A 19,400-nucleotide genomic window follows, 5' to 3' on the forward strand; every position below is an offset into this window, starting at 1 on the left:
ACTGCACATCCACCACACACCAAGACCCCAACTTTGCATCAAACAAAATAACAAATGCAAATCAAAGACCACTTCCAAGACCTAACCCTAACCAACGATCAGCAAAGCGCACTAGAACAACTTGAGCAATTTCTGAAGGGTAAAGACCGCGTATTCCTCCTAAAAGGCTACGCCGGAAGTGGCAAAACAACCCTATTAAAAGGACTCTCCAACTACCTCGAAGCCGCAAACCGAGAAGTAAAGTTGATGGCCCCAACCGGACGTGCCGCCAACGTCATCAACCAAAAAACAAGTCGCCAGGCAACCACCATCCACAGCGGAATTTACGATTATGATCGACTTGTAACCGATGATGAGGATAAGGGCGATAAGGAAGCCACGGGCGATTTCACTTACCACTTTAAGTTGCGGAACCCAACACACGCTCACGACACTATCTTTATCGTAGATGAAGCATCAATGGTCTCAGACGATCCGAGCCAGGGAGAGTTTTTCCGGTTTGGATCGGGCAAGCTACTGCATGACCTGTTCGCTTACGCGCAAATTCAAGAGCCTGGCAAGGAAAGCAAGGTCATTTTTGTGGGCGACCCCGCCCAACTGCCTCCCGTAAGCATGAACTTCTCTCCGGCGCTAGATGCTAATTACTTAGAAGACTCTTACAAGCTGACCGTACAGCATTGCGAACTCAAAGAAGTCAAACGCCAGGGAGGTGGTGGCGGTATTCTTGCCGCGGCAACCAAAATACGGCGGAGTATCACTGCCCAGGCATTCAATGATTTCGATCTCACTGCAAATGGCAAGGGAATCCTTAATCCATCATACGCTGATTTTATAGCCACCTATAATGCCGCAAAGGGCATCAAGATCATTATCTGCCATAGCAATAAGCTGGCAAAAGATATCAACAGCCAAATACGCACGGATAAATTTGGTGGTGATGGGCCGATTAAGAAAACTGACACCGTCATCATTGGCGCGAACAACCACCGGCTCGGCGTATTTAACGGTGAATTCGCGCTCGTCAAGTCCGCAAGTCCGGACCTCGAGACCAGACGGATCAATTTCAAGAAAGCAAAAGAAAGCGTCTCAGTCGATTTGGTTTGGCGGACGGTCGTACTAGCCACGAGAGGAAGCGATGGTCAAGTCCGCTCTTTCGAGAGCCCCATGCTGGAGAATTTTCTGAACGGTGATAATGACATCAACCCGGACATCCAACGCGCGCTACTTATTGACTTTGAACAACGACACAAAGAATTAAAGAGAAAATCGCCGCCCTATACTGAAGCGATTAGGAACGACCCATACTTCAATTGTGTCAAACTGAAATACGGGTACGCCGTAACCTGCCACAAGGCCCAAGGAGGAGATTGGAATAATGCCTTCGTATTTTGGGATTACGCATCCCACGGTAATGAAAACTTGCTTACTGATGAACCCGGCAAAAGTGGCAGGACCAACGAACTCTTCTATCGCTGGGCTTACACCGCAATCACTCGCGCATCCAAAAAACTATACTGCATTAACCCACCCCGTTTTTCCTCATTCTCCGAGATGACGTTTGTGGACGTAGGGTTACAACAGGCTATGGCGGAACTGACCGGAGTACCGACGGAAACGATTGAAATCTCCTTCAGTGAAGTTATGCCCATGCTCGAAGAGCATCAATTACAAGACGCTCCCGTAAGTATTCAGGATCACTTTATCGAACGTTGGCATCTCCTGCGTCAGCACTACATCGATGTTGTGGCGTGTGAAAGAAAAGGATACGAGATTTGGTACACTTTTGAGCGAGAAGACGAAACCGCCGGATTCAAATACTGGGTAAATGGTAAGGATGTATTCAAGCCCAATTTTCAAAAGATACCAAAGCTCACCTCGTCTGATGAACTCTTCGACGAGATCTCAAAACACTTTGAAATAATGGCAGCAGTCGTTGTGGACAGAAACTCAGTTGAGGGAATTCTCCCACAAATTGAGTTCGACCTGGCTACAGTGGAAGAAAAGCCATTTCTGCAAAACCTGTTCGACTCTTTAAAGAGGGAGCTCAACGGTGAGGCAGACATTGCCAAAGTGGAGCACTTCAACCACCGGGAACGCTACACCATACAGAAAGGAAACGCGTCCTGCACTTTCGACTTCGTGTACAACGGCAAAGGGTTTTTCAGTACGGTACAGCCAATTGAGAAGTTGTGTAACAGTATAGAAATTTTGGATAAGGTAAAAGAGGTCGTGGAGAATCTAAAAACAGCAGCACATGTCATTTAAAGAAATTGGTCAGTTACGGAAGGCGGGTAAACTCGAAGAGGCACATAAGATGGCAAGTGAAGCTCTTCTGCTCGAGCCAGGCAACATCTGGAATAAGCGTGCTGCTTCCTGGGTTTACTATGAGTACCTGAAAGCGAATGCTAGTCCGGAAGGTTTTGAGATTTTTCTGGCAAATCTCAAAGCGTTGAAAGAACTTGAACTTCCTGCTGACGAAGACATGGTTTTCGATCAAGTCGCCTGGAAAGTCGGCAGTATGGTATTCGCGTTGCACGGTGAAAAAACCGTCAATTATGGCAAGATTAGTAAAATTTTCAATTGCATTAGAAGCTTCCATTTTACAAAGCCTTCCGAGGGGTACTCCTTCCTCTTTAAGGCTTTCCAAAAAGGAAAAAATGACTGGCCTCAGTATATGTCATTCGTGGAATGGTGGGGACTAAATAATCTTCGGGAGGAAGATTACCAGAAGGAGGAATACAATGGCAAGCGAATTATGGCGCTTGCCGAGCAAGCTTACATTGCTTACTCTAAAAAACTGCTGACCGGTGAGGCAGTTAACAGCTTTGGGTCGACTAAAGTCAACAGGGATAAGGTTGAGGTATTTTTTCCGCTGTTGGATCAGGTAATTGAAGACCATCCGGAATACCAATACCCCGCCTACTTTAAAGCCAAGCTCTTACTGGCAACCGGCGAGGGAGAAGACGCTCTGGAAACGTTCCTGCCTTTCGCCAAACTAAAGAAGAACGACTTCTGGGTGTGGGAACTGATGGCGGAAATATTGCCGGAAGAAGACGATATTCAATTTGCTTGCTATTGTAAAGCGCTAAGTCTAAAATCGCCGGAAGGCTTTATTCTCAAAATGAGGCAGACCTTTGCCGGTATGCTGATCGAGCGTGAATTGTACGACGAGGCTCGGACGGAAATTGAGCAAGTTGTTGCGACGCGGAAAAAGAACAAGTGGAAAATTCCCGGCCCGGTTACTGAGTGGATAAATAAAGACTGGTACAAGTCGGCAGAAGCCAAAAAATCTAACAAATCTATTTATTTGCAACACCTTCAGCAAGCGGAGGATGTCTTGTTCCGAGATGTCCCGGAAGAGATTGTCGTGGTTGAATTTGTCAATGAGAATAAGTCAATGCTCAATTTTGTGAAGGACCATACCAAGTATGGCTTCTTTAATTATTCCCGGCAGCTAATAAAACCTCAAATTGGGGATATACTTAAAGTAAGATTCAGTAAAGAGGGAAGTGAAGGTTTCTTCAAGGCGCTCAGCGTAGAAAAGCTACCTGCCGAAACGGCAACGGATGCTCTTAAACCATTTGGGGGTACGTTTAGAAGCCGCGAAAATCAATCTTTTGGTTTTGTCGATAAGGTTTTCGTTGATCCGGGGACGATTAAAAGGAACGGGTTGGTTGATGGGCAGGAGGTTGTCGGTGATGCTATTCTTTCTTGGAATAAGAAGAAAGAATCTTGGGGGTGGAAGGTGGTAAAGATAAACTTATCACGAAGTGGAGTCATATGAAGATTTAATTCAATTTTGATTATTACAGGGATGATTGCTTAATCAACCTTTGTAAAATGTAACTAATCAGTTACTGCTGACTTTGGCAATAACCAGGCACCACCTTCCCTATCTCCATCCAGCGTAACTTCCTCTGTATCGAGCCACAAACGTCCCAATAGCCAGGCAACAATCGCGTCCAGTGGTCCATCTCTTGAATATCCCGGGGCAACCTTCAGTGGCTCTTTCAAATCCAACTCTTTTAGTACTGTAAATCGATGTTCTAATTTTTTGAAACAATCTTTGGGCGTAACTCGATATTCCTTATTCTTTTCACTCTTAGATTTGGGTTTGTATTTCCAGCTTATCTGATCTCCTTGAAAAGTATTGTCACCATCGTCGGTAAAGCTTTCTTCCTTCAACCAATAGTACATTGCGACTGCGGGGTGTACCTCTACAACCTTAGGACTTGAGAAGTACTCTAGTGAACGATTTTTGTTTTTAGTTAGTAGCTTTATTGGAGGAGAAGTCTTGTATTTGTCATCACTCATCATCCGTGGATACTCCAAGGCTAGTTGAGATATGGTCCAATGTGGTGCAGCTGCAAAACCCAGTGTGTTAATTCCGTTCGGCAGGTTTTCATCCTGGTATTTCTTCTCAATAGGCCGTGTGTATAATCGGCCTTGAGTAATCTTTTGGACCTCATCCCATACGTATCCAGTTAGGGGTGCATCCCAGCAAATCAATACCTTCTCGTCTTGTTTTCTTGCAAGCTTTTTGACCGCAGACAGTAATTGGTACGGAGTAGCCCGAATAACGCGAGAATCACTTTTACTTTTGCATGGGTTCTTTCTACCAGCCGTCCAATTAAGAACACCGCTAGGGTCAAAGATGTAGCTGTCGTTGCTAGGCGCAGGATCTATCCCAATAACCTTAACGCTCTTATTGTTCTCGCTCATAGTGTAGTGTTTGCTGTGACAACAACTAGTAATGGGGCTCTATGGTTGAGAACTATGTCCCTTCACTCATAAAACTTTCAAACTTAGTTATAATCTGATAGTATCTCAAGCTCCCTTGCCCCTTAATATTTCTACAAATCCCTAATATTAAATTACTGTCGAATTACTGGATCCGATTCGATATTGAATGATGGTCAGTGTTTTGTAGTCATATTGTATTCTTCCTTCACCTATCCCAACCGCATCCCCCCCACCCGCCGCAAAAACCAAGCACGCCCCGTCATCGTCTCTTTTTCCCCCCAGTAATCATGCTGGTGCGGTCGATTCCACCAAGAAGAACTGGGGTGCGGTGTTCCAAAAATCTCCCGCATCCGGAAGTCACCCGATTGGTACTGCGCCCAGAAAGCATTATAAGCCAGTTTGCTAACAAATGCTAAGTGCGTAGGAGAAAGAATTTTGTACAAACCGGCTAAGTGATTATAGGCTACCGAATTATCTTCATCCGTGAGGACCAAACTCACCCCTGTTTCCGCTGGTCGCTGAAAGTAATTGTAGTAGGATACGTACCGTAAATAATTATCCGTGGGCAATTCATCATCTTCCAGTAATTCACGGATCGCATATTCTACGTTGCGGTATATACTGAACGCCCTACTGCCGTATCGTTGATCCTCGCCAGAACCTGCGGTGCCACGGGTATTAATCCAGGCTCGGTCTACGTCATTCAGGGAAGTTGCGGCGGTTCCGTCGTACCAATTTTTTGAGGTTAAATGAGCTTCCCTGCCCTGTGGTAAGTAGTGACTCTCTCCGATTACCAGCACCCGCTTATTCATCCGCTGGTAGTGCGAGCCAACAAACGGGAGCATGGAAGGGTACAACTGGTAGTGTTGAAGTGAAGCTAGGTCAACATCGAAGGAGTCGTCGAGATAGGGAATACGAAATTTACTGGAATCCATAAAGTGACTGTTTCTTAGTATAGTGCAGTATACAAAGAAGAGCCACAACGATCAAAGGGCAACCCGGAGAATATTCTCCAGGTCGCCCCACTTGATACTGTAAGAAAAGGAGCACGGTAGGTGTCACTAAAGTCCTAATTCAAAGGCGCAGAGATTTCTACTTCTTCGAGTCTTGCAGTTGCTTACTCCGGTTACCCTGGTTCGTGTCGTAGGTTTTGTTAGTACCATCCGTGCCTTTATTCGGGTTGCTAATATCGGCATTGTGGTTAGACGTAGTTTGCTTAGCCATAATAAAATGTGTTTAAATTTAACCCCTACTCGGTTAGCGGATTTTCGGGATACTCCGTTTCAGTGGCCACTGATAGTGTAAATATAGGGGGAGACTTGGCGCTTCAAAACATCGAAAAGCTGTGATGACCAAATTTAGGAGTGAACCGACCAAATTAACCGGTAGCCTGTCAAATCACTGCTTACCAGCCATGATCCTTTTTAAAGTTTGTTGTACTTTCTTGGAGGTCTTAATCACCCGTCCACTTTCCATTTCAACGTAATAATTATAGGCATAATTTCCAGCCCTTATTGGCTTGCTGGTTATTGAAATGAGGTATCGGCAATTCAAAACGCAATTTTTTCCCTTTACGAACTGCAATCTTTCAATTTTCTCACACGCCGCATAAATTGGAGCAAGTTGATACCGATTTATCACAAAATTCTTGACGCCAGCTTCCGTAAGGTAGGTAAGAGTGTCATCTTCCACGGAAATGATCATGTCGGGTTTAAAGTAGGCAATACCGTTCGCTAAGGTGATCTCAATACGGCTAGGCTGTTCTTCTTTAAAAGTATTTCCAAAATTTGCGCTTACCGCGTCCTCGGATGACGCAACGTAATCTACCCCGCTCATTGCCGGAAACGGCGTGTCGTCTTGTTGACCTCGTAAAAGTGCCGGATTATAGAAAAGGAAAATAGCTAGTGCCAGGAACAATACGACGATCAGGAAACTGAGCGTTCTGGCCAAGTCCCATAAAAATCTGAAGAATGTTTTCATTGATGTGGTTTATTTGAGCGTAGGAATACTTAAGTAAATTTAACTTTTCCTCACCCGCTCAACCCCCCAAACCCAGCCACCACCCGAAACTCAACCCCCGCCCCAACCGCCGCAAAATGCCGCCGCCCGCACTCAATTTTAAACTTCTCCCGGTCCCGCAAGTCCAGCTCACTGACGCTGCCTTTGCTTTCGACGACGAAGTATAGTTTTTCCTCCCCGTCACGCTCCAGTAACACTGCCCAGTCGGGGTTGTAAGAACCCAGCGGCGTATCGATCTTGAACCAGCTCGGCAGCTTAGCGTAGAGTTTGACATCTTGGCTGATTTCCATATCCCGCACGAGATCCTGCTCTACTTTGCTGTCGTAGATCACGTACTCGTATGGGCTTTTGGTGCTTTCCGTCAGATTGCTCTCCAGAAAGCCGCCCAATTCTTCATCTTTGAATAGTTCCTGCTGCCAGTAGTAGTTCTCTCCAATCCGCTCGTACTTGATTCCGTCCACGATGAAACCGGCCATGGTGTCTTTGATGATCTTGACAATCTGTTGCACGTATTGCTGTGGATTACGCCGGATCAAGCGCACCGTATTGCTCTCCTTGATAATATCGATTAATGTCTTCCGGGTTAGGTTGACTTCATTTTGTAGGTAGCCAATGATGTCGGGAATAAATGTCGCATCCATTTGCGGGTTGACGAGTTGCTCGCTCTCCTTAGACGAAGAGACGCCGGCTTCCGTGACGTCAACGCGTGCCTTTGCTAAGCGAAGTAAGCCCGAGAAAACGTGGAGATCGCGCTGGATGACTTCTACGCATTTGCGTACTAAAGTCGGCTCGTCATAATCCACCCAGTAGCGGGATTTGTATTTGATCCGATCCCACAATTCTTTAAATTCTGGACTGAGGAGCACCTCTTTTTTAACGGAAATCGCTTTGCGATTCTTGCTGTTCTTGATCTCCAGGGAACCCGCCTTCCGCTTCAGAATTGCGTAAACCTGTTCCTTCATCTCCTCCGGCTGATAATTTTCCGGGAGGACCACTGACTCATCTTTCAAAGCCTGGCGTAACGTATCGGTAACCTTACCCGAAGCACTTAGGTAATCTTCAGCCCGCAACGCCGTCCACAGAATTGTGGAATCCTTCTTCGTTATGTTGACGAGCTCGCCGGTGGTGGGGTCGGTAAACGTGATAATGGCGAAATCGGATTTGTCCACCACGCCAAACTTTCGGCTGGCGTCCGCTTCCATCTCGTCCTGCAAACCGGCGACGAATTCTTCGTAGCTCTCGCTCGCCATGACCGTCAGCGTATTGATCTCGTGGCCGTAAACTCGTTCCCCGTCCTGATTGACAGCTAAACGCAAACCCCGACCAACCTCCTGGCGGCGGCGAATCTCACTGCTGCCCGCATCTTTCAGAGTACAAATCTGAAAGACGTTCGGATTATCCCAACCTTCTTTCAGCGCGGAGTGGCTAAAGATGAAACGCAGCGGGTTATCCATGCTCAACAACCGCTCCTTGTCCTTCATGATTAACTCGTAAGTATCGTTATCCGCCCTGGTCGTACCCTTCGTGTCTTTATAGGCGTCGAACTTATCTTTTTTATTACTGGCTTTACTTTTCCGATCCTTACTAAAATAGCCATCGTGCACCTCGCTAACGTGACTCGCTAAGTTAGCAATCTCGTCTTCCCACAAATCCCGGTAACGGCGGGATTGAATGAGTTTCGTGTACTCCTCTTCGAATACCTGCGCAAACGGACCGTGGCTCGCGTTACCTTCGTTGTCGTACACCCGGTAGTTGGCGACGCTGTCGATGAAGAACAGACTAAGCACTTTCAAACCTCGTTTATTCAGGCGTTTCTCTTTGTCCAAATGTTCCTGAATGGTCTGCCGGATTTGGAAGCGGCGAATTTCCGTCTCGGGGAAACTGCTGATCGGTTCGGCAATGGTGACCGACTTATGATTCATAAACTCGACGTACTCCTTCCCCTTTTCGTTCCCGATGTCCGAAACATTCCAGTTGTCCCGGTAAACATCATTATCCGTCAATAACTCCAGGCTGTCGCCAAATCTAATCTGGATATTCTTTTTCTTAGATTTTCCTCCTTCCCGTACAAAGACTTCCACTTGGCCGTAGAGGTTCTTCCCGCCAGCCACTTTGATCAACTTAACGTAGGGTTCATTCTCAAACCCTTCCGGCACCACACTCGCTACCTCGATCTGCTTCACTAGTTTCTGCTGGTAAGCAGCCACGGCGTCGAGCCGGTACAGTAAGTTGATGTCACGCTTGTGCGTAGCGGAGTAATTGAAAATAGCCAGCGGCTGCAGGTCCTTAATGGCCGCCCGTGCTTTCGTGGAGTTGTTGGCACTCTGCGGCTCATCCACGATTACGATCGGGTTCGTTTGTTGGATGAGTTGTAACGGGCTCAGGGAAGTCTTGTCGTTCTTCTGTTTAATCAGATTGTTTTCTGAGTTGAAGGCCTGGATATTGATTACCATGATCTGCAACTGCTGACTTGTTGCAAAACTATACACTTGGTTCAGTTCCTTCGAGTTGTACACATAGTATTGGTACGGTACGTTATCGTACAGCCCGCTCAAGTGGTCTTTGGTGATCTGCAAGCTTTTATATACGCCTTCCCGAATGGCGACGTTCGGTACGACGATGATGAATTTCGTGAATCCGAACTGCTGATTTAGTTCCAGCATCGAACGGAGGTAGACGTAGGTTTTGCCCGTCCCCGTTTCCATCTCCACGTTGAACTCCATCTCCCGGACTTCCTTATCGCTGCTTACCGGCAAATGATTGCTCCGTTGTACGTGCTGTACGTTACGCAGCAGTTCTTCGGGTGTTAACTCCAGCTTGTTCCCGTAGCCAATCGAATCGTTCACCCCCGACATCTGCATCTGTCCCGATCCATATCGGGACGCCAAAGGCTTCGTGACCGTGAAGCGGCTCTCATACATGTTCTGGCCGTCGAATAAGCCGGTAATGGCGTTGATGGCGGCTTCCTGGTAGGCGAGGTCGGATTGAAATTTTAGTTTCATAAATTAGTTAGTGTGGAAATTTCGATGAGCTAAATAGGGGCCGCGGTCGCGGGTGCGGAGAGTTGGATAAAGTGCAAAGTAGGGTAGAACGGAAACCGTCATTCCCGCACGGTGCGGTAGGCCTGATCGGGGTGCTTCTTCATGTCAGGGATGGTATGGACAATTCTGCCTGCTTCCATCAACGGTGTAATATAATTGGTAACCAACCCCGTCCTCTGCCGGCCGGTTATTTCCGTCAACTCTTGCAAGGTAAGATCTTTCCAAGCGCATAAATCCACAACCAAATCCGTCAGTATAGTTCTATCCGCACGCTTTCCGAGTAGCTCAACGCGCTGCTTGAGTTCTTTTGGCAACTGCTCTTGTACACTAAGCGCGCCGACTTGTACGGTAGCTTTGTTCTCTTGTCTATCAATGGGATCAGCTTGTACACCAGTGTTTTCACCTTGTACACTAGTGTCTCTGCCTTGTACACTAGTACCGTTGCCTTGTACACTAGCGGCCGATTTTTGCCGCAAAGTAACGCGAGGATTTACTTCGGCCGCGCTTCCTTCAACGGGTGGGCCGGATTGGCCGTCACTACTCGCTTCAGTGGCGGCGGATTGGAAGTTAGGCACGTAGTAGGTTCCTCTCGTTTTTCCTTTCTTTTCGATCAATTCCAGCTTGCGTAAATGATGCAAGTCTTGACCAGCCTGGATAAGGTCGCCATCGACGAGTTGCCGATAAGTAGAGTTGTTGATCGCACCGACTTCACGCATGAAAATCAACGCAAACTTTTGCTCCGCGCTAAGATCGTATGCTTCAAATTGAGCTAACCAAGCCAGGTCTTCTTCATTCAGAAAGTGGTGAAGCAGCATTCTTACCGTGAATTCGTTACGCTCCCGGTCTGAAGTAAATGTGGGCTGAGAAAAGTCCGCTTCGCGTAATAAACGACGCATCACCTGGATTCCGGAACCCTTAGCCTCCGCTAGATTCGTTTCGTGAAACACCGCGGCGATGCGTGGATTACGGGTACGGGAGCCCTTTTCCCCAAGCTGAGCTTCTGGTTTCAGGCTAAAACCCGGGTTGACGATCTCCACCCGGTTATTGTAGCGTACAATTTGAGTAGCTCCGCTGATTCGGTAGTTGCGGTGCATTAGTGCATTCACAACGGCTTCACGCAGCGCTAAGCCCGGAATGGTTAGTGCCTGAGCTTGCAGTTGACCTTCGGACAGCCGAAATTGTTTCGGTAAATCATTATCAATAGCTTCCACCGCCCGAAATGCCATGAGGAGTAGCGGCCCACGCATATCGATTGATCGGAACCGGTCGTAGGGATTTGGATCCCAACGGTTGCCAGTAACCCGGATGTAATCCACTCGCTGCATGGGGAATTTACGCCGTAACGTACTTGCTTTGCCAAACAGTAATAAACCCGCTACGGTCAATCTTCCCGACTCATCGTCCGCAAGGCAATCCAGCGACAAGAGCAACTCTTCGTCGGAGTACGTAAGTTCGATGGCGTCCGCATTAGCGGAGGAGCGCAATCTTCGGTAAGCCCGAACGGCTTCCTCGTCTACGTCTTTCATACTGGTGCGGTCTAGAAAAGAGCCGTCGAAGTGGTCTCGATCCCCGTAGAACTGTTCCAGGTCTTCTTCCGTACAGCGCTGGTCGGTGCTGCCAACCCTTATCCACGCTCCGCCCGGTAGGCCGCCTTTTTTGAAGTAGAGCGGTTTGCGGGTAGCATCCGCTTCGGCAACCGTGATCAGCACTACTGTTTTACCGCTAATTTGTTCAGCGGTAACTCGGGGGTGAATCGGCCTGTTAAACAACGTTGCACACTGGCTAGCCACGTCCATTTGAAAAGCATCTGAATCGGGGACGCCAACTACGGTATAGGAAGGGAATAAACTTTCTTCTCGAACCACGCCCGCTAGAATGTAGCCCTCCGTAATTCCCCCCGTGTTTGTGTAGGCACAAATAGTTTCCGCGATGGATTTTCCCATCTTGGACGCCCGTTTCGCTTCAACGGTTTCTAATTCATCCGTGGCGTTGAGCAGCGTTAATATTTCCTTAGCAGTCATGATTGTTTAATGTCTTTTAGCGCGGTCGCGGGTGCATGGATTGGTAGGGAAATGAGCAAAGTAGCGAGGAAGTCCAGACCGGCAAATGCGGTAGCTGAGCCCTTCGGTTCAAACTAGAAACCACGCAGCCACATTCGGTAGCTGAGCACTTCGGCGGGCTCAGGATCGGCCTTAGCCGAAGCTACACCGACTTAACATCCTCCACCCCACCACTCCGCAGCACCTCATAAACATTGGTCTTCTCCACGCTACTCGTAAAGCCCGTATCCCGGAAAACAACTTTGGGGTTTTCCGCACCGATTTCCTGCGCCCACGCTAAAATAGCTTCTCCGGACCGCCGCGTAATGCCCGACCCCAAACACAAAAACAGCGCCCCGCCGCCAACGCAGTACAGCGTGTGCCGCTTGTCCGGTCCCGTCCGCTCCGCAATGGGTAAGCTCAAATCCAAGCCGTATTTCAGGAGGATTTCGTAGACGAGGTCGTACTCCGACCGGTCCGGTTTGATGTTTTCGCTGAAGAGGTTATTCTCCAGGTTATCAGGGTCGGGATCCCAGGCTTCGATGTTGCTGCTGTCCAGTTTGAAGACGCGGAAACCGAGGTCCATCTCCGCAGCTTTTTCCGGTTCCTCTTCGCGGATTTTTTTTGCTACGCGGCGGATGCGCTCTTTACCGATTTCGGCGATGGTATGGTAGCCGGCTTTGTGGGCTATGGAATCTAAATCAGTAGCTTGAGGAAGCTGAACCAGTATGTATTTTCTATTGGAATTCTTCTCTGAATTAAAATTTAAAACAGCATGAGCTGTTGATCCGGAACCACTAAAGAAATCTAGAATTACCGCGTTATCATCATCGAAAAAGTTGTTGAAGTATTGTATTAAACTTGATGGCTTTGGATGGTCAAAAATCGCTTCTTCAAAAAGCTTACTAACTTCTGCTCTACCTGCTAGAACATCCTTCACGATTTTTTGAGGAAGGATTGTCTCGGGAGCAAGTCTCTTATCTTCAGCCTTTTTTGAATAAGGCACAAAGTCAGAAGTTTTGAATATTATTTCAGTGCCTTTCTCTAGTTCGCTATCTAGATAATTCTGTCCCCAAATTACGCGTCCGGTTATTGAAAAGCTATTCTCAATAATTCCGCTTTTCACTATGACATCTTCATGTAGTATATACCCCGAATCTTTTTCTCCACTAAGATATTTTCCATCACCGAACTGAGCTTTGACGGTGTTTGGTGGGAACGATAATTTTGAAGCCTTCATGGAGTTTTTTGTCAGTGAAGGGAGACCAACACTTCCTTGCTTCGAACCATAAATTCTTCCAAGTGCTTTCAGGTTCCTGACAAACGCTAGTACATACTGAGCATTTTCTCTATATAGAGTGGAACTATTATCAGGTCTAAAAGTACTTTCCCATAAATACACTTCGAGAAAGTTGTCTTCTCCAAAAATTTCATTTGCAATTTTTGTAATATTCTCAATCTCATTATCATCAATACTAATAAAAATGACCCCATCCTCCCGCAACAAATTTCGCGCCAACTGCAAACGCGGATACATCATATTCAACCAATTAGAATGGTACCGCCCACTACTTTCCGCGTTCCGTTCCGACTGTGTGGCGATGGCGTTGCCTTCCTCATCTTTCCTTCCGTAGTTTTCCCGGTAGTTGGCGAGGTTGTCGCGGTAATTGTCTTTGTAGACAAAGTCCTTGCCGGTGTTGTAGGGTGGATCGATGTAGATCATCTTCACCTTCCCCGCGTAGCTCCGTTGTAGCAATTTCAGTACTTCCAGGTTATCCCCTTCGATGTACACGTTCTGGGTAGTCTCCCAGTCCAGGCTTTCTTCGGGGGCGGGGCGGAGGGTGCCGGTGCTGGGTTTGAGGGCTTCGGCGCGGGCCTGTTTTTTGCCGGGCCAGACGAAGCGGAAGTATTCTTCGTCTTCGGTTACTTCGTCGCCGAGTAGTTGCTTGAGGGCTTCGAAGTCGATCTTGTCTTCGCTCACGATGCTGGGGAAGAGTTGGCGAAGTTTTTCTATGTTTTCGGTGACGGGGTTTTGGCTGGCGGCTAGTTCGTGGTCTTTGGTGATTTTTTGCATTTGGTGGAGGTTTTCACTTCGGCTACGGACCCTACTGAGCGCCGTCGAATATCCTCAGTGATCGAAAGGAAAAGTATACGTTGCACTTCGGCTACGCTCAGCACCCGGAGCTCCCTATAATATCCCCGTCGAGCTACGCTCGACGTAAGACAGGATAAAATACCGGCCACTGAGCGTAGCCGAAGTGGCGAAAGATAATAGAAGTTTAGCGTTCAGCTAGTTCCGCAAGGTCTTTTCTTACTACGTTCAGCTTCAACTGTAATTCCACCCGTTCCGGCATGCGCTTGCTTTTACGGATTTGCTGAACCAACTGGTTTTCTTCTTTCTTCAGGCGGCGGCGTTCTTCCAGGTTCGTTTGGCTGAGGTAAGGGTTAGTTACTTGTACGACGGAGCCGGCGGCGTGTTGCCAGTTGAAGGCGACTACGGCGCGCAGGTAGCTTTCGTAGACGGTTTTGAGGTGGAGGGCAGTGATGTTTGGGAAGGCCAGTGCCCGCTCGAAAGCCACTTGCGGCGGATCGGCGTTGATGAGGCTGGCGGTGGGGCTGGTGAATTCCGTGAGGTTAGTACTTGCGCTTCCCTTAGTAGCGGGAATATGCTTGGTAGCGGTGCTGACTCGATAGCGGGTGTCAGAATGCAGCGTCAGCACTAGGGGATAAGGCAAGTAACGGTGATAGAGCTGGGCGAGCTTTTTCGCGGACCTATCGTAATCGGCTTCCCTTAGGTGGATACGGAAGTACTGTATTTCCGCGAAGCGGTCCGGTCCTTCCCCGTGGGCGGGTACGTTGCCGGCGGTAGGCTTTAGGCTGCCGGTCCATTCACTACTCAGGGGTAGGTTCGGAGTTTTGAGGAGTCGTTTTTCGGCGGGGGTGAGGGGGTAGTTGTTTTTTGTGAAGAAGGATTTTGGGAAGGGGGTTTGTTTTTGGGCGGGGTGGGGGAGTTGGAAGAGGTTTTTCATGAGGTGTCAGTATTGGTCACTTCGGCTGCGCTCAGTGACCGGTGTCGCTTTAAATATCCCCCCGCGCACCTTGTGCGCGAGGGGTTGACAAATTCCGCCGGTGGTTGAGCGTAGCCGAAGCCACTACGGAGAGATAACGATATTCGCTGATCACTTCGGCTGCGCTCAGTGACCGGTGTTGCTTTAAATATCCCCCCGCGCACCTTGTGCGCGGGGGAATGACAAATTCCGCCGGTGGCTGAGCGTAGCCGAAGCCACTGCGAAGAGATAACGATATTCGCTGATCACTTCGGCTGCGCTCAGTAACTGGTGTTGCTTTAAAAATCCCCCGCACACCTGGTGCGCGGGGGAATGGCAAATTCCGCCGGTGGTTGAGCGTAGCCGAGGCCACCGCGGAGAGATAACGATATTCGCTGATCACTTTGGCTACGCTCATTAATCGGTGTTGCTTTAAATATCCCCCCGCGCACCTTGTGCGCGAGGGGTTGACAAATTCCGCCGGTGGTTGAGCGTAGCCGAAGCCACTACGGAGAGATAACGATATTCGCTGATCACTTCGGCTGCGCTCAGTGATCGGTGTTGCTTTAAATATCCCCCCGCGCACAAGGTGCGCGGGGGGGGGACAAACTACGTCGTAGTTGAGCATAGCCGAAGCCACTACTGGAAGCCAGTAAATTCCACCGGAGACTAAACGAAGTCGAAGCAAGCGAATCTAGTCCGCGTCTAGTGACTTCGACGAGTTTTGACATTTAGCAGCTTTCTCAAGTGCTTCAATATCTCGTGCCATTAGTGCTTCTTTCTTTTTCCTGCTCCATCCCTGAATTTGTTTTTCGCGAGCAAAAGCTGCATCAATCCTATCAAAATACTCGGTATAGACCAATTCAACGGGAAGGTGCTTCTTTGTAAAGTTGGCTCCCTGACCGTTTTGGTGTTGCTCTAATCTACGGGTTAAGTCTTTGGTGCTGCCGGTATAATACTTTCCGTTGCTGCATTTTAAAATGTACATATAAGCATCCATGAGTTCTGACTTTTGTCGAATAATATATTACTATGGCCACTTCGGCTTCGCTCAGTGGCTGGCCGGTACCCGGTACCCGGCAGCTGGTATCCGGTAGCAAATAACTGGTAGCTGAGCGAAGCCGAAGCTACACTACCACATAAAAATTGATCAGTTCCAGCCGGTCAACTTTAATCTGGCTGCTGTCGCCAGCCGTCCCTCCAGGATTGGCTAAACTATCCACCACGGAACCTTCCATCACCCCCTGAATACTACCAAGCGCCACTTCAAGTAACTTCCGGTACCGCGCCAAGCCCGCTTCGCTATTCACCAATTCCCTTTGCACCCGCGACCGCGCCAAATCCTCCTGCGTCGCGCCGAGGCTCAAACTACGCAGCGCATCCAGCGTCCGCTTAGGCTGGCGCGGTGTGAAGAGGAGCGTACCATCATCGCGGACGTAAACGAGGTAGTAAGGGTAAAGTGGGTTATTACCGGCACCGTCCATCTCCGGCTCGCGATCGCGTAAGCAGAAAATGGCACCGGAAGCGAGTTCGGCGTGGTGATTGTGGAGCACGGCAAAATGACCGGGGATGACCATGTCGAGCAGTTCCCGCTCCGTAGGCGTGAGGTGGTCGAGGTCGACTTTGAAATCGTTGAAGGTCAGGTCGGTGATGCTGATTCCGCCCTGAAGGTCTTCCAGATCGACGACCCGGTCTTTCAGCTGCTTCAGCTGGCGGGTGCGGTAGTCTAACTCCCCTTCGAGTTGGTCGGTTTCGATGACGTTTTCGTCGCCCGTCGCGCTGATGTCGAGGATGACCATGCGGCCTTTGACGCGGTTGATCAGATTGATGTAAGCCTCCAGCTCCATGTTGGGCCAGAAGTTGACTAATTGAATTTTGGCGTTGGTGGATCCAATGCGGTCGATCCGGCCGAAGCGCTGGACGATGCGGACGGGGTTCCAGTGGATGTCGTAGTTGACGAGGTAGTCACAATCTTGCAAATTCTGGCCTTCCGATATACAATCGGTGCCGATCAACAAATCAATCTCTTCGGTGATCGCTTCCGTAAAGCGACCACGACCTTTTGACTTGGGGGAGAAGTTGATGATGATGTCGTTAAACTTACTATCGCTGCCGGGTAGATTGGTCTTGTTGCGGCCGGAGCCACCCGTTACCAGTCCACTAAACAAACCAAACTCCTCCCGCACCCAAGTAGCCAGATTAGCATAGAGGTAGTCGGCGGTATCGGCAAAGGCAGTGAAAATGAGGACTTTTTTATTTCCCTCATTGATTGGCTCCGCCAACTTTTTGCGAATTGCCGTTTTGAGTTGGAATAATTTAGCATCGCGATCCGGCCTCACGTGCCGGGCCATTTTCAGGATTGAGGCGATGGATTCACGATCACGCTGTAGTTCATCTTTGTATTTGATGAGGTCTAAATCCTGGATTAAAACTTTGACCTTCTCGCCAATCACCTGATCCGGACCGAGATCGTCTTCCGCAAAATCATCCGTTATCGATCCCTCGATAATGAGGTCGCCTTGGTTATTTTGCCAGTATTCTACTTTACTAATTAAGCCGTCGATACCATTAAGAATTCGTTCCATCGTAATTCGAAAACTGGCAATGCTGCTTTCCAGGCGTTTGAGGAAGTTGACGCGCATCAGGTTAATGAGGCTTTCCTCCCGGCTTTCCTGGCTGAATACCGAGCCGGTGGTCGTTTCCCGATCATAGCGTGCTTCGTATTCCGCCTTCTTTTCGGGGCGGATGTACTTCATGGGTTGGTAATTGGCCAGGTTGAGTTTGAGAAGTTGGGTGTTGATTGTGCCAATGTCCGGAAATTCATTGGAGGCATCGATATCCGCATACTCGTTTTGTGGCCTTAGCTTTTCGGGGAAGGTGCCGATATCTTTGGTGTCGTAGTATTTTTCGATATGCTTGCGGGAGCGGGCAATGGTTAACAGGTCAAGAATCTTAAAGTACCGTCCATCCAGCGCTTCAATGAGCTGGTCGCGGTCCTTTGTAGGGCCTTCTAGCCAGGCATTGAATTGCTTCTGCGCCTGCCTCATAACTTCGTTGATGCTGTGGATGCCAGTCTTTTGGAGGCCATGGTCGTCGTCTTCGGTAATGAAATAAACCTGGTTCCGTAGATCGCGTAGTTTGTTGTTGACGGGTGTTGCGCTCAACATCAACACCTTCGTTTTTACGCCCTTCTGCAGCACGTCCTCCATCAGTCTTTCGTAGCGCGTCTTATATTTTTTGCTCGGTACGTTGTTGCGGAAATTGTGGCTTTCGTCAATGACGATCAGATCGAAGTTCTCCCAATTAAAGTTCTCCAGGTCTACGCCATTGCTTTCGCCCATTTCCCGGCTTAGATCGGTATGGAACAAAAGGTCGTAGTTGTACCGGTCTTTTATTAAGATATTTCTCCGGTCGTTGTTGCGGTAGACGGCCCAGTTTTCAAACAGGCGCTTCGGGCAGAGGACGAGTATGCGGAAATTTCGGTCCTGGTAATACTTCATAACACCGAGAGCCTCGAAGGTTTTGCCAAGTCCTACACTATCGGCGATGATGCAGCCGCCATATTTTTCAATTTTGTCAATGGCACCGAGAACGGCATCTTTTTGAAAGTTGTAGAGCAGGCCCCAGATGTTGGAATCGAAGAATCCACTGCGAGCAATCTTTTCGCGGTCTTCGAGGCGACTGTAGTCTTCGAAGAGGTGGCTGAGGGTGTAGTGGTATTGGTCGCGCGGTGTTGCGAGTTCACCGCCGCGCTCGATCTTGTAAGCTAATGCTTCGGTGATTGGTGTTGCTTCGTGCCAGGTGTTGTCGAAGGCTTGTTGCAGATGGGTACTGGTCTCCACTGATTGAGGTAAGATCAACGTTAACTGCTTTGCAGCCTGTACGCCTAATAACTGTAGGTCAAAGTCGGGGACGGTGTAGATAAAGGTGGCTGTGCGCTCTCCGGTTTTTATGATGATTACATTTGTGCCGCAGAAGCCTTGTTTGAGGATGGTCCGTTTTAGGAAAGTGTTACTCAGTTGCGTGCTAACGGCATTGATATCTAACCGCGTGCGCGCTTGGTGGTCGCTTGGGTGTTGGGTTATGCCGCGAAATTCTTTGGTAGGTTTGCTGACTAGTAGGCGTAGTTCTTTGAAGAAGGGCAGGTCCGCCAGTAGGTAATTGATGGCGTATAGGGAAGGGGTTCCGCACTGGATGGAAATACTGGACTCAGGGTTAGTTAATTTCCTTAGGGTATCGTGTAGGTAAGTGGTTTGGTTGTTGATCATTGCTTAGGGGTAGACGGCGACCGTAGGTAGTTGAATTAGACAGGTGAGTAGTGAGTATGGCGGGATTCAAGTAATGACCATGAGCACCAGAAATATTACTAGGTTGTAAAGTATACTGCTAAAGTGTAATTACGAAAGCCCCGAAGTTAGCCAAACTTCAGCTATCGGTAGTGGAACTCGTTGCGTGTGAGCCTTTCATCAATTTTCTTCTCAGGATACTATCAAGGGTAAGCGAAACGGCTA

Annotated in this window: 12 protein-coding genes; 2 read left to right on the forward strand and 10 right to left on the reverse strand. The window is 48.6% G+C overall.

Features of this window, described 5'->3' with window-relative positions:
* Positions 1-54 precede the first annotated feature (54 nt).
* Positions 55-2,265, forward strand: coding sequence for an ATP-dependent DNA helicase (locus GGR27_RS12430; RefSeq protein WP_168037789.1), 2,211 nt, complete (start codon positions 55-57; stop codon positions 2,263-2,265).
* Positions 2,255-3,784, forward strand: a complete 1,530-nt coding sequence (locus GGR27_RS12435) for a tetratricopeptide repeat protein (RefSeq protein ID WP_168037790.1) — start codon at positions 2,255-2,257, stop codon at positions 3,782-3,784. Before GGR27_RS12430 ends, GGR27_RS12435 begins: the two co-directional genes overlap by 11 nt.
* A gap of 62 nt (positions 3,785-3,846) precedes the next feature.
* On the opposite strand, the gene GGR27_RS12440 is transcribed toward GGR27_RS12435, so the two are convergent.
* The 10 genes from GGR27_RS12440 to GGR27_RS12480 all read right to left on the reverse strand — a co-directional run bounded on the left by GGR27_RS12440 (position 3,847) and on the right by GGR27_RS12480 (position 19,157).
* Positions 3,847-4,722: a hypothetical protein gene (locus tag GGR27_RS12440; protein WP_168037791.1), complete on the reverse strand. Its 876-nt coding sequence runs from the start codon at positions 4,720-4,722 to the stop codon at positions 3,847-3,849.
* A 230-nt stretch (positions 4,723-4,952) separates the two neighbouring features.
* Entirely contained in the window at positions 4,953-5,678 is a 726-nt protein-coding gene (locus GGR27_RS12445) for a hypothetical protein (protein ID WP_168037792.1), read from the reverse strand.
* Between the two features lie 157 nt (positions 5,679-5,835).
* Positions 5,836-5,967: a hypothetical protein gene (locus tag GGR27_RS20295; protein ID WP_262887734.1), complete on the reverse strand. Its 132-nt coding sequence runs from the start codon at positions 5,965-5,967 to the stop codon at positions 5,836-5,838.
* Between the two features lie 174 nt (positions 5,968-6,141).
* Positions 6,142-6,723: a hypothetical protein gene (locus GGR27_RS12450; RefSeq protein ID WP_168037793.1), complete on the reverse strand. Its 582-nt coding sequence runs from the start codon at positions 6,721-6,723 to the stop codon at positions 6,142-6,144.
* Between the two features lie 50 nt (positions 6,724-6,773).
* Positions 6,774-9,764 (reverse strand): restriction endonuclease, encoded by a 2,991-nt coding sequence (locus tag GGR27_RS12455; RefSeq protein WP_168037794.1) that lies wholly within the window; start codon positions 9,762-9,764, stop codon positions 6,774-6,776.
* Between the two features lie 98 nt (positions 9,765-9,862).
* Complete coding sequence (locus GGR27_RS12460; protein ID WP_168037795.1) at positions 9,863-11,824, reverse strand: ATP-binding protein; 1,962 nt, start codon at positions 11,822-11,824, stop codon at positions 9,863-9,865.
* Positions 11,825-12,005: 181 nt separating this feature from the next.
* A complete protein-coding gene (locus tag GGR27_RS12465; protein ID WP_168037796.1) occupies positions 12,006-13,916 on the reverse strand; it encodes a site-specific DNA-methyltransferase in 1,911 nt (636 codons plus the stop codon).
* Positions 13,917-14,121: 205 nt separating this feature from the next.
* Complete coding sequence (locus GGR27_RS12470; protein ID WP_168037797.1) at positions 14,122-14,871, reverse strand: DUF4391 domain-containing protein; 750 nt, start codon at positions 14,869-14,871, stop codon at positions 14,122-14,124.
* 712 nt (positions 14,872-15,583) lie between these two features.
* Positions 15,584-15,889: a GIY-YIG nuclease family protein gene (locus GGR27_RS12475; protein WP_168037799.1), complete on the reverse strand. Its 306-nt coding sequence runs from the start codon at positions 15,887-15,889 to the stop codon at positions 15,584-15,586.
* Positions 15,890-16,016: 127 nt separating this feature from the next.
* Complete coding sequence (locus GGR27_RS12480) at positions 16,017-19,157, reverse strand: DEAD/DEAH box helicase (protein ID WP_168037801.1); 3,141 nt, start codon at positions 19,155-19,157, stop codon at positions 16,017-16,019.
* Between the last annotated feature and the right edge of the window lie 243 nt (positions 19,158-19,400).

It is taken from the genome of Neolewinella antarctica (genome assembly GCF_011927835.1).
In the GTDB taxonomy this organism is placed as follows: Bacteria; Bacteroidota; Bacteroidia; order Chitinophagales; family Saprospiraceae; genus Neolewinella; species Neolewinella antarctica.

Coding starts and splice junctions, on each gene's coding strand:
- GGR27_RS12430 (WP_168037789.1), top strand. CDS start 55: ATGCAAATCAAAGACCACTTCCAAGACCTAACCCTAACCAACGATCAG.
- GGR27_RS12435 (WP_168037790.1), top strand. CDS start 2,255: ATGTCATTTAAAGAAATTGGTCAGTTACGGAAGGCGGGTAAACTCGAA.
- GGR27_RS12440 (WP_168037791.1), bottom strand. CDS start 4,722: ATGAGCGAGAACAATAAGAGCGTTAAGGTTATTGGGATAGATCCTGCG.
- GGR27_RS12445 (WP_168037792.1), bottom strand. CDS start 5,678: ATGGATTCCAGTAAATTTCGTATTCCCTATCTCGACGACTCCTTCGAT.
- GGR27_RS20295 (WP_262887734.1), bottom strand. CDS start 5,967: ATGGCTAAGCAAACTACGTCTAACCACAATGCCGATATTAGCAACCCG.
- GGR27_RS12450 (WP_168037793.1), bottom strand. CDS start 6,723: ATGAAAACATTCTTCAGATTTTTATGGGACTTGGCCAGAACGCTCAGT.
- GGR27_RS12455 (WP_168037794.1), bottom strand. CDS start 9,764: ATGAAACTAAAATTTCAATCCGACCTCGCCTACCAGGAAGCCGCCATC.
- GGR27_RS12460 (WP_168037795.1), bottom strand. CDS start 11,824: ATGACTGCTAAGGAAATATTAACGCTGCTCAACGCCACGGATGAATTA.
- GGR27_RS12465 (WP_168037796.1), bottom strand. CDS start 13,916: ATGCAAAAAATCACCAAAGACCACGAACTAGCCGCCAGCCAAAACCCC.
- GGR27_RS12470 (WP_168037797.1), bottom strand. CDS start 14,871: ATGAAAAACCTCTTCCAACTCCCCCACCCCGCCCAAAAACAAACCCCC.
- GGR27_RS12475 (WP_168037799.1), bottom strand. CDS start 15,889: ATGGATGCTTATATGTACATTTTAAAATGCAGCAACGGAAAGTATTAT.
- GGR27_RS12480 (WP_168037801.1), bottom strand. CDS start 19,157: ATGATCAACAACCAAACCACTTACCTACACGATACCCTAAGGAAATTA.